The sequence below is a fragment of the Paenibacillus doosanensis genome, from assembly GCF_025060755.1.
Lineage (GTDB): Bacteria > Bacillota > Bacilli > Paenibacillales > NBRC-103111 > Paenibacillus_S > Paenibacillus_S doosanensis.
Map to the genome: position 1 here is coordinate 1 of NZ_JANYUY010000012.1, position 12505 is coordinate 12505.

A 12505-nucleotide genomic window follows, 5' to 3' on the forward strand; every position below is an offset into this window, starting at 1 on the left:
GGTTCAGGACACCAAAGTGAACCGACCTTCCTCGCCAGCCATAGTAGCAGTGTTAACGTTTTTTGTTAGTACCAACCCCATTTTCATCATCAATGGTGCCGCGTCAGCGGCATGGATGGCTTTTGGGGGATTTGTTCCCGCTTCGGCCGCAAGCCGCAGGCCCTCCCGGAAGCAGCGGGGATTTGCCTCGAAGCGCAGCTTCGCTGCGCCTGACATTTCCATATGTACATCGTTCATGGCGGCGTGTCCGCGGCGGGGCTTCACCGGGAACGATTGCTTGAAGACGGACCGGCTGCATCAAGCCGATGCCGGGGCGCTGACCGTAGGCTCCATAATAGCCAGCGAAGGGTTCGAGCTCTGCGTATCGAGATGCGCCAAAGCGCCTATAGGTACCGCCGCTTTGTACGTACCATGAGCGGCGGACAGATTGGTCAGCAGCGGCTTGCCCAGCGGGACGATGAAATCGTTGATGAGATCGTCGTAGCTTTTGCCGTAGGAAACGCCGCATTCCGTGCATTCTCCCATGACGATGCCGACGCAATCGTTGAATTTCCCCGCCAGCTTCAGATGATTCAGCATCCGGTATACTTTGTTGATCGGCTCATGCGTCTCCTCAAGGAATAAAATGCGGCTGCGCGCGTCGATCTCATACGGCGTGCCGAGCGTATCCGTCAACGACGTGAGATTGCCCCCGATCAGAGTGCCGGAGACTCTTCCCGGTACTTTGCCGACCAAGGGGATGCCCGGAGGATTAAGCACGAATTTGGGTACGGACGCGGAAGAGACCATCCCGAAAAATTGATCGTAGTTGTATGCCGGCGTATCCATGCGGAAATTGAGCAGCATCAGGCTGGAGAAGGTGAGCAGGTCGCTGTTTTGATACAGAGTGTTAAGCAGTACGGTCACATCGCTATAGCCGGAGACGATTTTCGGATTCGCGGAAATGAACCGGTAGTCCAAATAAGGCAATATGCCCGCCACACCGACGCCGCCCCGCGCGGGAAGAATCAGCTTCACGGCGGGGTTGGCGAACATGGACATCACATCCGCCGCGCGCTGCCGGTCGGTTCCTGCGAGAAAGCCGTTGCTGGCGTAGACATAATTTCCGGTGATTACTTGAAAACCCATACTTTTCAATATGGTGATGCCTAGATTGATTTGATCTGCAGGAAGAGGGCTCCCCGGCGAAACGATACCGATGGTATCTCCGGGCTGTAATAGAGGGGGATGAATCGCCATTTTGAATCTTCCTCCCGTTCTGTAATAAAAGGATGATCAGAGGTCGTTCCCATACTTCATATGTATGCAAATATATTATCAATTACGCTCATCTTCTCGAACATCTGCAAGGAGGGAGCGGAATAGAATGTTACATAGGAAAGAATCGGCATAAAGCGTAACGGGGTACAGCATCCCGATGCTTGGGAAGGAGACCGTATGCAAATTCACGTTGTGCAATCGGGGCAATCGCTTTACGGTATCGCCGGCATGTACGGGGTTTCCATGCACGACATTGCCGAAGCCAACAAGCTGGCGGAGCCGGGGAGGCTCGTTGTAGGGCAAGCGCTCGTCATTCCGATCGCGGGCATGTATTACTGGGTCCGCTCGGGGGACACGCTGAGCTCCGTCGGCAGGACGTTCGGCATTTCGGAGTCGGCGCTGGCGCAGGCCAATCAGTTGGCTCCGCAGGCGGCGCTGCGGCCGGGCAGCCGCTTGTACATACCGCAACGCCCTCGGCGTGCCGCGGAAATAAACGCTTACGTCGAGCCCCATGGACATAACGTATCGGCGGCTTTGAGGACAGCGTCCGCCGAAGCGGCGCCGCATCTGACCTATTTGGCTCCGTTCAGCTTCCGCATTCGCAGAGACGGCACCCTGCAGGAGCCGCCGCTGGACGACCTGCCTTCGATCGCGGCCGGACAGGGAGTCACGATGATGATGGTCGTAACGAATTTGGAGGGCAGTCAGTTCAGCGCCCGGTTGGGGGAGCTGGTGCTGCACGACCCGGATATGCAAAGCCGCCTGCTGGAGGAGATCATCCGAACGGCCAAGCGGCTCGGCTTCCGCGATATTCATTTCGATATCGAACATCTCCGGCCTGCGGATAAAGAGGCCTATAACGCTTTTTTGCGCCGGGCGGCCGCGCGCATTCACAGCGAAGGCTTCCTGATGTCGACGGCGCTGGCTCCGAAGACGAGCGCCGCCCAGACGGGAGCGTGGTATACGGCGCATGACTATAGAGCGCATGGGGAAATAGCCGATTTCGTCATCATTATGACCTATGAGTGGGGGTACAGCGGAGGCCCTCCGATGCCGGTCTCCCCGCTGCCGTCGGTGCGCAAAGTATTGGAATATGCGCTGACGGAAATGCCGGCGTCCAAAATCATGATGGGGCAAAACTTATACGGCTATGACTGGACGCTGCCTTACGTGCATGGCGGGAAATTTGCCCGGGCGATCAGCCCGCAGCAGGCGATTAAGTTGGCGAGGGACCATAACGAAGCGATTCGATTCGACCGGACGGCTCAAGCCCCCCATTTTGAATACACGGATCGCCAGGGGCGAAGGCATGTCGTATGGTTCGAGGATGCCCGTTCCATTCAAGCCAAATTCGATCTGGTGAAGGAGCTCGGCCTTCGCGGGGTCAGCTATTGGAAGCTGGGGCTCGCTTTCCCGCAAAATTGGCTGCTTATCGAAGACAACTTCGAGGTCGTCAAGCGATGAGCGTTCCGCGCAGAAAAGCCCGGCTGAAGGGAATCGCTCTCTTCGAACCGGGCTTGTCCAGCGTCATCTATGAGTTGCCGCTTTCCATCGATTGGCCTTTTTTCTTAAGAAGCCGCAAGTCCGAACGAAGGAAGACGACTTGCGCCACTTCGGCGATCGATAAGAGCAGCAGCAGGCCGCCAAGCGAAGCGAGCACGGCAAGCGGAAACGTCCATACCTGCGCCGGCTCCGCAAAGTACGGAATCAGCGCAATCGCCAGCACGGGAGGCGCGTTCAAATGAAACTTGCGGATGATCAGTATCGCGAACAGTGAGGCTAACAGAAGCGACAGCAGACCCGTATGGCTTAAAAAAAGCGCGGAGCTGACCAGCGACGCGACCGCGGCGCCGGCAATCATCTTGCCGAACTCTTTAACGGAGAAGGCGCGGCTGATAAACAAATAAGAAAAAGCGCCGAGCGTCGGGAAGAAGATGGCTCTCACATCGGGAATATGCCGGGAAATCCAATAAATAACCATTAAATAAAAGCAGATGATCCAAATCTTTACGTTCAACTCAACAACGTCCTTTACCTCGATACCTATGTATTAACATCGGAATTAGTGAATTGCCATGGATCATCTTACTATGAGGGCAGCCCGCTCGTCAATGGCGGATTGCCTTATTTTTGCTTGCGGTATTGGCCCGGCGGCACGCCGACGAAACGTTTGAACATACGGATGAAATTGGAATAGTCGTTGAACCCGGACAGCTGGCAGGCGTCGGTGACATTATGCCCTTCGAAGAGCAGCTTCTTGGCCCGGGCGATTCGCTTCAGCAAAATATATTCATGGATCGTGCTTCCCGTGCTTTGGCGGAACAGCCGGCTCAAATAATAGCGGTTCATGAAAAATTGCTGCTCCAGCGCCTCCAGCGACAAATCGTGATCCAGATGGTGGTCGATGTAATCGAGCACGGGAGCCAGCTTCTCCGGAGCGACGGAGGAAGGCAGCGGCGAGAAGTTATGCCGGAACGCGCGGTTCAGCAGGACAAGCAGCTCGGTGCAATAGGCGGCGAGAAGCAGTTCGGAGCCGTCGTCCGGCTCTTGGAACAACGAATCCATTTTATGATACAAGGCCACGATCTCTTCGAGCTGGTGGGGGTGCAAATGAATTTTATTTTGCTCCCCTTGCGGGCGGTTCGTAAAGCAATCCAGCAGATCGAAGGCAAAGGCGGAGGTGAGCTGACGAATCGCCTCCGGGTCAAAATGGATCACGATATTTTCATAAGGGGCGTCCGAACGGAAGGTCGCCTTGTGCAGCTCCCGGTTGTTCATAATGAGCAGGTCGCCGTAGGCGAGCGGATATACCGACTTTTCGATAAAATACTGCACGTCCCCGGCGATGAAAAAATAAATTTCGAACCGGTCGTGAAGGTGGAAATCCATCTTCGGAGGCTGCTCGATGCGCCGGTGCCCGTATTGAATTCCTTTAATTTCATGATGAATGCGCATGGCGGATCACCTCGAACGAAAAAAAGTCAAAAAAAGCAATAAAAACGGCAATTGAAGCAAGGAATTTGTTTTTATTATACTTCATTATAAAATGGTATTGAAAGCGAAGCTAGACGAGTTTCTTCTCCGCAGATGGTTGGGAGGAGCTCCGTTGCAGCAGCGACGCTCAACTTCAACGAAATCAGGTGAAACCGTGAAACCATTGGGTACAGCGATTATTGGCTGCGGTTCTATTTCCGGCGTCCATTTGAAAGCGATCGCAGGACTGGAACTGGCAGAGCTTAAGGCGGTTGTGGACATTAATGAAAGCTTGGCGCAAAAAGCGGCGGCAGAGTACGGCTGCGATTATTACACGGACTACAAGGAAATGCTGAAGCGCGAAGACATTCAAGTGGTTCATATTTGCACAGGCCACTATTTGCATGCCCCGATGACGGTGGACGCCCTCCGCGCGGGCAAGCATGTATTGACGGAGAAACCGATGGCGGAGAACAAAGCCTCCGCAATGACGATGCTGCAGGCGGCCCAGGAGCATCCGGAAGTGCAGCTCGGCGTCATTTTCCAAAACCGTTACAATCCTTCCTCGGTTCGCATGAGACAAGCCGTCGATTCCGGCGAATTCGGCAAGCTGCAGTGTATGAAAGGGATCGTAACCTGGTTCCGCGGCCCCGGTTATTACGAAACCGAGTGGAAAGGGAAGTGGGCTACCGAAGGCGGCGGCGTTCTGATCAATCAGGCGATCCATACGCTGGACCTGCTACAGTGGCTCGGCGGCGAGATGACAAGCGTCAAGGGCACGATTTCCAACGATTCGCTGGAAGGGGTTATCGAGGTCGAGGATTCCGCTCATGCGTTCATCCAGTTCAAGAACGGCGTGCGGGCGGTATTCTATGCAACCAACGCTTACGGCAAAAGCGCCCCGATCGAGGTCGAGCTTGTATTCGAGCAAGCGACATTGTCCCTGCGCGGAGATACGCTCTACTTGCAGCAGGACGATCAGGTCACGGTGCTTGCGGAGCCGGTCAAAAACGATCTCGGCGAGAAGGCCTACTGGGGCATGAGCCATCAATATCAAATCCGCGATTTCTACGAGCATGTGCTGGAAGGCAAGCATTTCTGGATCGACGGACCCGAAGGGTACAAAGGCTTTAGCCTTGTCATGGACATCTACGAATCATCCCGTACCGGCCAAAAAATCGTATACGAATAAAAGATCACGCCGGTATGATACGAAACCGTCCCGATTGTTCGGGGCGGTTTTTTGCCGTTGTTTTTTGCGAAAAAAAATAGTTGGAACTTACCTCTCCATTCATGGAGTCAATCGGCGTCTTCGCTTCATACCGTATAGTACAAGCGGCGTAAAGGAGGGCTGAGGTGCCGGAGATGATCCAAACAGATGCGACGAACGTTTGCTTGGCGCTTGCGTTCTTATTTGTGTTTGCCAAATGGTGGTTAAGGCCGCCCCTGTCCCCGGATTCCCCCGTTTTAACGAGGCTTGGCGCAGGGCTGCTCTTCGGAACGATAGGAGCGCTGCTGCTGTATTTTGTCCCTTTGGCATCTCCCGGTACGGGAGAAAGCTTGCGATGGAGCCTATGCGGCTTGGCCGTTGCGCTGTCAGCGGCTTTCGGAGGAATGTTATCGGCGTCCGTCGCCGCCGTCATTCTGGCGGAGAGACTGGGCGGCGCATGTCCGGACGCGCCGATTGTTCTGTCGTTATCGCCGCTGCTGGTCGCGCTGATCTGCGGCCTGGCTTCGCGGCTTCCGTGGAGCCGCGCGTCGAGGTTCCACCTTGCGAACCTGCTTCAGACGCTCGCATACGCGGCGCTGCCCGCGTTGTCCGCAACTTCCGGTGCGGCGCAGCAATGGCTGCTGAACGGTCGCAATGCCGCGGTATCTCTCGCCGGAGGGTCCATCGCTTTTTGGGCGATCGATCATTGGATGAAGCTTCAAGGGCTTCGGGCGCTGGCGGAGACGAGCCGGGCGGCCCTGGACCAAGTGCGGGAGGTCGTCTATTTGACCGATCGCGAGGACAGGTGGGTATTCCTGAATCCGGCGTGGTCGGATATGACCGGTTTCCCGGCGGAGGCTGCGCTGCAGACGAGCGTTTTGAATTATATTCACCCGGAGGACCGCGACGAAGTCCGCAGCCAGATGAATCTGATAAGGAGCGGGGCGCTGTCGTCATGCAGGATGGAAACGAAGGTCGTCACACAGGACGGCGGCTATCGATGGGTGGAGCTGTACGCCGAGCTTGTAAAGAAGGGGCAGGGCCCGGCCGGCGGGATGTTCGGCACGCTGACCGATATTACGGAGCGCAAGCTGAGCGAGCAGCAAAGACGCTATGATATGGGGTTGTCCAAGCGCATTCAGCAATCCGTGCTGCCGGTGCCGGCGGAAAATTCGTTTATAGCGGTCAAGGGGATGCACATACCTTCCGCGCAAGTGTCGGGAGATATGTATACATGGGTGTTCGTGGACCGGCATACGGTCGTCCTTCTGCTTATGGATGTGATGGGACACGGCGTGTCCTCTTCATTGGTCAGCATGTATATGCATTCCTACGTACAGTCGCTTCCGTTCGGAACGTCCGAACCTGAAGCCATCATCCGGCGGCTGAACGGCCGTATGTGCGAGCTGTTTCCTTCGGAGGCGGGCAAAGGGGGCGTTTATTGTACGGCGGTCTGCCTGAGGGCCGACGCTCTGAACAGACGCGTGGAGTACGTCAATGCCGGTCATCCTTACGGGGTTATGCTTGCGGATGATGCGGATATGACCGAGCTTCGGCGCGGTGGCATTCCGCTCGGAATCGATGCCGAAGCCCGGTTCGGCCAAGGGGTTGCGGATTATGCCTGCAAAGCGAGAATCGTGCTGTTCACCGACGGTTTGTTCGAGCTGTATCGGGCATCGCCGGCGGAGACGTCGGCACGGATTGAGAGACGATTGAGAGCATGCGCCGGCGAGGATGCGGATTGCTTCATGAGGGAGCTGGAGGAGGAACTGCGGAAGACCGAGTGCAAGCCGGACGATATTTGCGTAGTCGTTCTGGATTTAAAGGAGCAGCCAATGAGAGCGGATAAGGAGTGACGTTTGATGGTGCGGATGATGATTGAAAGCGAGCCCTCCCGGAAATTTATCGATTTGTCGGATGAAATGACGGAAAGTTTTCTGAAATATACCGGGGTTCCGCAGTATAGAAAACTATGCTTTGCCGTGCATGAGCTGGTGATTAATGCGGTGGAGGCGTCCCTTAGCCAGTACGGCTGCTCAGGCGCCTACGGCGCTTGCGGCGCGGAGGAACAGGGCCCTTCGCTTGCGGATAGGAGCGGCGAGTTGAAGGCGGCAGGGAGCGGCTGCACCATTTCGTTAAAAATGGAGCTGGTCGAGAGCGATATCGTGATCACCATATCGAATCGCGCCGAGCCTTCCGCCGTTCAGAGGCTTCATTCGATGCGCGGCATGACACTGGATGACCTGCTTCATGAAGAAAGGGGAAGAGGGCTGCTCATAGCCAAGCGATTATCCGATGAGCTGACCTTCGACCAGGACGAGAGGGGGCAAATTACGATCGAGCTAAGAAAACGAAGGAGGCGATGGGCATGAGCGGTTCATTGGGTAATCCTCGCGGCAGGGGACGGGATAAAGGAACGTTCATTCATTTTGACAGCAAGCGAATCGGGGCTTACCAGCATATTGCCGCCGCCGGGAAGCTGACGTTCGGCCTTGAAGCCAGAGCGAAGGAACAACTGAGTCAGATCGTCGAGCCGTGCGAAGGCTATGTTTTCGATTTATCGCGGCTGACTTTAATCGATAGTATGGGCATGGGGATACTGATCCATTTTATGAAAACGTATTGTAAGGGAAACAGGAGAATGACGATTGTGGTACAGGATGAGCTTATGAGAGAGCTGCTGCTGATTGCCCGGTTGGATGCGCTGATTCCACTTTGCTCCACTTTGGATGAGGCCGTCCGGCTGCTGAAGGGCGACGGGACGTAACGGAAAGGGGAGGTGCTATGAATGGCAATGAATCCGAAGCAGTCATGGACGGACCGAATGACCGGAAAGGATCTGATCTTCAGCTTCATCATCATCGATTTGACGATCGTTACCATCGGGGCCTTGTCTTGGAAATTCGGTTCCGCTCGCGAGCTGATTGACCAGATCTCGTTCGGCTCGGCGCTCTCCACCATTTTGCTGGCGATAGTGGCGATGGTGTATTCCTATGTTCAAGCATTGGAAGCCTCGGGCCATAATATGCTAGTCCAGCAAGCGCTGGGAAGAATCATCGACAAGGTCGACGAATTTGCTCATATGAAGGAGGAACTGCTTGCACTGAAGCAGGACACACGGACTTATAACGAACATATCCTCGAATCTTTCAACCGGTTTGCGGAGCAGGCTTCGGCGCATATCGATTCGGTTTTTGAAGTGCTGCGCGAGCAAGGATTGGATGTGCCGGAGGAGCTGGAAAAAGACATCGCCGAAGTATACCGCAGCAAGTTCAATAGCGAGCTTGCGGCGATCAAGTCGCGTTTTTTGGTCAGCCAGGATAAGCGGCTTATACGCGAGCTCATGGTGTTGATCCAAACGAGCTTTCAGAGCGGTTACGAAGTCACGCTGCTGGAGCTGGTCGATCTGCTCGTGTATAAAGGCGTGGAGTTCGAGGTAAGGGAGCTCGGCGAAGTGCTGGCTTCGCTCGAACAGCTCGGTATTGTGGCGATGGCGGATACGGAGCGGGGCAGAGCGGTGCGGATTCAGTAGCCGGCAGGCTCCTTCCCTGCTGCCAATCCGGCGGCGGGACCGGTAAGACGGATTGGCGGCGGAAGGGGCTTGTTTTTAAAAGAGTGGAACAACTGGCCGCAGGACATGACGAAATCACCACGCTTTTCACTTTTAAAGCGTGGTGAAAAGAAGATGGAGCAAGCGAGCGCAGTCTGGAGAAGCGCCGGCGTTCTCCTTTGTCCGCGGATCACACTCGCAACGGACACAGCGGCCGTTATATCAACGCTATCGGCCTTTTGGGATTTCTAACGGACACAGCTGCAGCTATTTGTTGACAAAGCCGCCTTAGAAAGCCATTCGGAGCTATGTAAGCGCCAGGGTGACCGTTACGTTTAAAAAGCGTCTGTATGCGGCGAATTTAGCTCCCCCGTGTCCGTTACACTGGAAAAAGGAAACAACCGTCCCCAAAATCCGGTTTCAACAGCGATGGGAGGATCGAATGGCGCCGCAGCGGACTTTTACATCATGCGGACTATTGCTGCTCCGCAAGCTTATCGTAGAAGCCGATGACCTTCGCTTCGTATTCCTGCGGATAAACGGCATGGGCCTTCACATGATCGGCGCCGGTAACTTGCCACAGCTCGAACCGGTCCTTATGCTTGGACCACAGCGATTCGCTGTTGCGGTACGGCACCGAATGGTCGTCAACGCTATGAATAAACAGAATCGGCCGCGGGTAGATCCGGTCGACCGCTCCGAGCCCGTCTACCTGATCGGGATCGATGCCGGTAAGCGGCGGCAAAATGCCCAAGATCAGCGGCGTGAACGGAATATTCGGAAGATGGGACCATACCGGCAAATTTTCCTTCAGGTAGGCGGTCAGCTGATTGAACGGACTGTCCGCCACGACGCCCGCAACGGACGGCTCGTCCGCGGCCGCTGTCAGCGCCGTCGTCGCGCCCATGGAGAAGCCGTGCAGGGCAATCTTGCCCGGATGCTGCGCGTTCATCCAATCGATGGCTCCCAATAGATCGTATTTCTCCAAATAGCCGACGGAGGTGAGAGTGCCTTCCGATTCGCCGGAGTTGCGAAAGTCGAACATGAGCACGTTATAGCCTTGCTCTACCAAAGCTTTCGCCAGCTGCAGGGCTTCGGCGTCCGCTTGCAGCCGATTTTTGCGGTAGCCGTGCGCCATAATAATGTTCATCTTGGCCGGCTCGGATACGCTGGGAAGAAACCAGCCCTTCAGGTTCACATCTTGCGTCCTGCTTGCGAATTGAACGTCCTCGAAGGCGAGCCCGTAGCTCTCGGGCGACTCCGAAAGCGCCAAGCGGGCGGGATGCGTCAGCTGCCGGCCGACGTAAACGGATGCGAGGACGGTGCCGATCGCGAGAACTAGGACAAGCAGTACCGCCGTCCACAGCGTTCTGCGGCGAAGTGTCCTTCGGGGTCGGGCCGCTCTTGTAATTGCGGGAGTGGGTCGCATAGGAAAGTGCTTCCTTTCTACCGGTAGTAAATGAAAACGCATGTATCATTATACGATACCTTGCCCGGCAGCAACAGCGTTTTCTCGGCTTCAGCCGCTACCGGTACCGGTGATACAGCCAGGAAGCGGCGCCGCCAAGCAGCAGCAGGCCGGCCGCCTGGAGCCAGCTGCCCATGGAGAAGCCGGCGGGAACAAACAGAATCGCCAGTATGACAAGGTGTACGGCGCGGCGCACGATGCCGACGGAACGCTTATGCAGCTCCGGGGGCAGCGGATAGATGCGCTGCCATAAATGCTCCTTGTAATAGCGCTTCAAGTCCGAGAGCTGCAAGGCGCTGAATAAGGCGACGACAATATAGACGACGGCCGCCGGCCAGGTGCCGGTCACGGATAGCAGCAGCAATACCCCGATAACGGTGATGCGCAGCGAAATGCCGAACAGCTCCGAACGAAACCAGACGATCGAGTACAAATAAACATAGGCGGATTCCGCGCGGAACGGAATCTTGACCCAGCGCTGGATGGACAAGCGGGTATTACGCGCCTTGCCCTGCACCTGCGGCACGTCGATAAACCAGTTCAATATCCGGTATACCGCGGCGCGATGGCGCTTCTCCAGATCGATCAGCTGCATCCAGTGAACCGGATATTTGCGCGGCCAGCGAAGGCAGACGAGATAAAGAAGCAAGCCTGCGGCCGGCAGCAGAATGCCGTAAGGGGGCTCGAAGGCGATAACGACGTAGGCGGCGAAGGCGGACAGCGCCCAGCGAAGCAGCGCCAGCCAGCGGCGCGCGGCAGGCTCTTGCAGCTGCTGCTCGAACCATTTGCCGTATACGAGTGCGGCCTTGAACAAGGCCCACACGAGCAGCAGCAGGACGAACCGGGAGGCGGCGGCCTCGGTCATTTTGGCGTACAGCGGCCATACGATCAGCCAGGCGGCAATCGCCCCGGCGAGCTGAAGCATAAGCGCTTTTTGCAGCGCCGCTTGCAGATAGAGCGCCATTCCCTTCTCTTGCGGCAGCAGAAACAGCGTGTCCGCTTCCTGCAAATACGTGCGGACTTTTCCCGACATCAGCATAATCCACATGAGCGCGGCGGCAGGCAGCTGCCAGGGAAAGGCCGGCGTAACCCATTGAAGGAACAGATGGTACCCGATGGAAAATAGCAGCAGAGCCGTCAGCGCGGCCATCGACGCGCTCTGCAGCGCGTAGTGAAGATAAGGGAGGATTTCTTGCAGAAATCCCGCTGTCCGCCGGCGGTACAAGGCTTTCATATCCATTACCGCGAACCGCCCCTTGTGACCAATTCGTAGAATACGTCATCCAGCGGCGCTCCGGGCAGCCCGGCCGCCTGCTGCAGGGCGGGAACGGGGCCGGATACGATCAGCTTGCCCTGATGCATCACCAGAAACCGGTCGCAGTAACGCTCGATGGTCGCGAGAATATGCGAGCTGATCAGAATGGAGGCGCCGCTCTGCTTCACGCTCACCATCAGCTCAAGCAGCGAACGCATGCTTAAAGGGTCGAGTCCGAGAAACGGCTCGTCGATAATATACAGTTCCGGCTGCACGAGGAAGGCGCACATGATCATGACTTTTTGGCGCATTCCTTTGGACAGATGCGAAGCCATCCGGCCGGTTAGCGACTCCATCTGAAACTGCTCAAGCAGCGGGCGCATCCGCTGTTCATACGTCGGTTTGTCCAATTGATAGGCCATCGCGGCCAGCTCCAGATGCTCCTGAACCGTCAATTCTTCATATAATAAAGGACTCTCGGGAACGTAAGCGAACGTTTTGCGGTACTGCTCCCGGGAGTCCGCAAGCGTGCTTCCTTTGAGCCGAATTTCTCCCTTATGCGGCAGCATCAGTCCGAGAATATGCTTGATCGTCGTGCTTTTGCCGGCGCCGTTCAAGCCGATCAGCCCGATCATTTCCCCCGGCTGCATATGGAAGGACAGATCGTGCAGCACGGGCTGCTGGCGGCTGTAGCCTCCGGTAACGTGATCGACTTCCAGGATCGCTTTCATGCGGTAACCTCCTCGTAGGGGCTTATATCTTATTAGACTAACGGAAATGGCGGCTTAT

General features: G+C 56.1%; 12 protein-coding genes. 6 read left to right on the forward strand and 6 right to left on the reverse strand.

Annotated features, from left to right (window positions below; genetic code table 11):
• Positions 1 to 297: 297 nt before the first annotated feature.
• Complete coding sequence (locus N0M98_RS11120; protein ID WP_249861474.1) at positions 298 to 1239, reverse strand: S66 peptidase family protein; 942 nt, start codon at positions 1237 to 1239, stop codon at positions 298 to 300.
• Positions 1240 to 1437: 198 nt separating this feature from the next.
• Here N0M98_RS11120 and N0M98_RS11125 point away from each other — a divergent pair, with 198 nt between their 5' ends.
• Positions 1438 to 2724, forward strand: coding sequence for a glycoside hydrolase family 18 protein (locus N0M98_RS11125; protein WP_259617916.1), 1287 nt, complete (start codon positions 1438 to 1440; stop codon positions 2722 to 2724).
• Positions 2725 to 2791: 67 nt separating this feature from the next.
• On the opposite strand, the gene N0M98_RS11130 is transcribed toward N0M98_RS11125, so the two are convergent.
• Together N0M98_RS11130 and N0M98_RS11135 are read right to left on the reverse strand one after the other, a co-directional pair.
• A complete protein-coding gene (locus N0M98_RS11130; protein ID WP_259617917.1) occupies positions 2792 to 3277 on the reverse strand; it encodes a hypothetical protein in 486 nt (161 codons plus the stop codon).
• Positions 3278 to 3384: 107 nt separating this feature from the next.
• The gene (locus N0M98_RS11135; RefSeq protein ID WP_249861477.1) at positions 3385 to 4215 is read right to left on the reverse strand and encodes an AraC family transcriptional regulator; all 831 of its coding nucleotides are present in this window, start codon (positions 4213 to 4215) and stop codon (positions 3385 to 3387) included.
• Between the two features lie 193 nt (positions 4216 to 4408).
• Between N0M98_RS11135 and N0M98_RS11140 the strand changes: the two genes are divergently transcribed.
• From N0M98_RS11140 to N0M98_RS11160, 5 genes are all read left to right on the forward strand, one after another.
• Entirely contained in the window at positions 4409 to 5425 is a 1017-nt protein-coding gene (locus tag N0M98_RS11140; RefSeq protein ID WP_249861478.1) for a Gfo/Idh/MocA family protein, read from the forward strand.
• 173 nt (positions 5426 to 5598) lie between these two features.
• A complete protein-coding gene (locus N0M98_RS11145) occupies positions 5599 to 7299 on the forward strand; it encodes a PP2C family protein-serine/threonine phosphatase (protein ID WP_259617953.1) in 1701 nt (566 codons plus the stop codon).
• Between the two features lie 6 nt (positions 7300 to 7305).
• Positions 7306 to 7815 carry an ATP-binding protein gene (locus N0M98_RS11150; protein ID WP_259617918.1) on the forward strand — a complete coding sequence of 170 codons (510 nt, stop codon included), beginning with the start codon at positions 7306 to 7308 and terminating at the stop codon, positions 7813 to 7815.
• Positions 7812 to 8210 (forward strand): STAS domain-containing protein, encoded by a 399-nt coding sequence (locus tag N0M98_RS11155; RefSeq protein ID WP_259617919.1) that lies wholly within the window; start codon positions 7812 to 7814, stop codon positions 8208 to 8210. The genes N0M98_RS11150 and N0M98_RS11155 overlap by 4 nt, the downstream gene beginning before the upstream one ends.
• A gap of 21 nt (positions 8211 to 8231) precedes the next feature.
• Positions 8232 to 8975, forward strand: a complete 744-nt coding sequence (locus tag N0M98_RS11160) for a hypothetical protein (protein ID WP_249861481.1) — start codon at positions 8232 to 8234, stop codon at positions 8973 to 8975.
• A 493-nt stretch (positions 8976 to 9468) separates the two neighbouring features.
• On the opposite strand, the gene N0M98_RS11165 is transcribed toward N0M98_RS11160, so the two are convergent.
• The 3 genes from N0M98_RS11165 to N0M98_RS11175 form a co-directional block, all read right to left on the reverse strand.
• Positions 9469 to 10422, reverse strand: a complete 954-nt coding sequence (locus tag N0M98_RS11165; protein ID WP_259617920.1) for an alpha/beta hydrolase — start codon at positions 10420 to 10422, stop codon at positions 9469 to 9471.
• Between the two features lie 97 nt (positions 10423 to 10519).
• Positions 10520 to 11701 (reverse strand): ABC transporter permease, encoded by a 1182-nt coding sequence (locus N0M98_RS11170; protein ID WP_259617921.1) that lies wholly within the window; start codon positions 11699 to 11701, stop codon positions 10520 to 10522.
• Positions 11701 to 12447, reverse strand: coding sequence for an ABC transporter ATP-binding protein (locus N0M98_RS11175; protein ID WP_249861484.1), 747 nt, complete (start codon positions 12445 to 12447; stop codon positions 11701 to 11703). The genes N0M98_RS11170 and N0M98_RS11175 overlap by 1 nt, the downstream gene beginning before the upstream one ends.
• Positions 12448 to 12505: the final 58 nt, after the last annotated feature.

Bases quoted from the DNA above. Each gene is read 5' to 3' on its own strand.
- N0M98_RS11145 (WP_259617953.1), top strand. From the start codon at position 5,599: ATGATCCAAACAGATGCGACGAACGTTTGCTTGGCGCTTGCGTTCTTA.
- N0M98_RS11150 (WP_259617918.1), top strand. From the start codon at position 7,306: ATGGTGCGGATGATGATTGAAAGCGAGCCCTCCCGGAAATTTATCGAT.
- N0M98_RS11170 (WP_259617921.1), bottom strand. From the start codon at position 11,701: ATGGATATGAAAGCCTTGTACCGCCGGCGGACAGCGGGATTTCTGCAA.
- N0M98_RS11165 (WP_259617920.1), bottom strand. From the start codon at position 10,422: ATGCGACCCACTCCCGCAATTACAAGAGCGGCCCGACCCCGAAGGACA.
- N0M98_RS11125 (WP_259617916.1), top strand. From the start codon at position 1,438: ATGCAAATTCACGTTGTGCAATCGGGGCAATCGCTTTACGGTATCGCC.
- N0M98_RS11160 (WP_249861481.1), top strand. From the start codon at position 8,232: ATGGCAATGAATCCGAAGCAGTCATGGACGGACCGAATGACCGGAAAG.
- N0M98_RS11155 (WP_259617919.1), top strand. From the start codon at position 7,812: ATGAGCGGTTCATTGGGTAATCCTCGCGGCAGGGGACGGGATAAAGGA.
- N0M98_RS11135 (WP_249861477.1), bottom strand. From the start codon at position 4,215: ATGCGCATTCATCATGAAATTAAAGGAATTCAATACGGGCACCGGCGC.
- N0M98_RS11175 (WP_249861484.1), bottom strand. From the start codon at position 12,447: ATGAAAGCGATCCTGGAAGTCGATCACGTTACCGGAGGCTACAGCCGC.
- N0M98_RS11120 (WP_249861474.1), bottom strand. From the start codon at position 1,239: ATGGCGATTCATCCCCCTCTATTACAGCCCGGAGATACCATCGGTATC.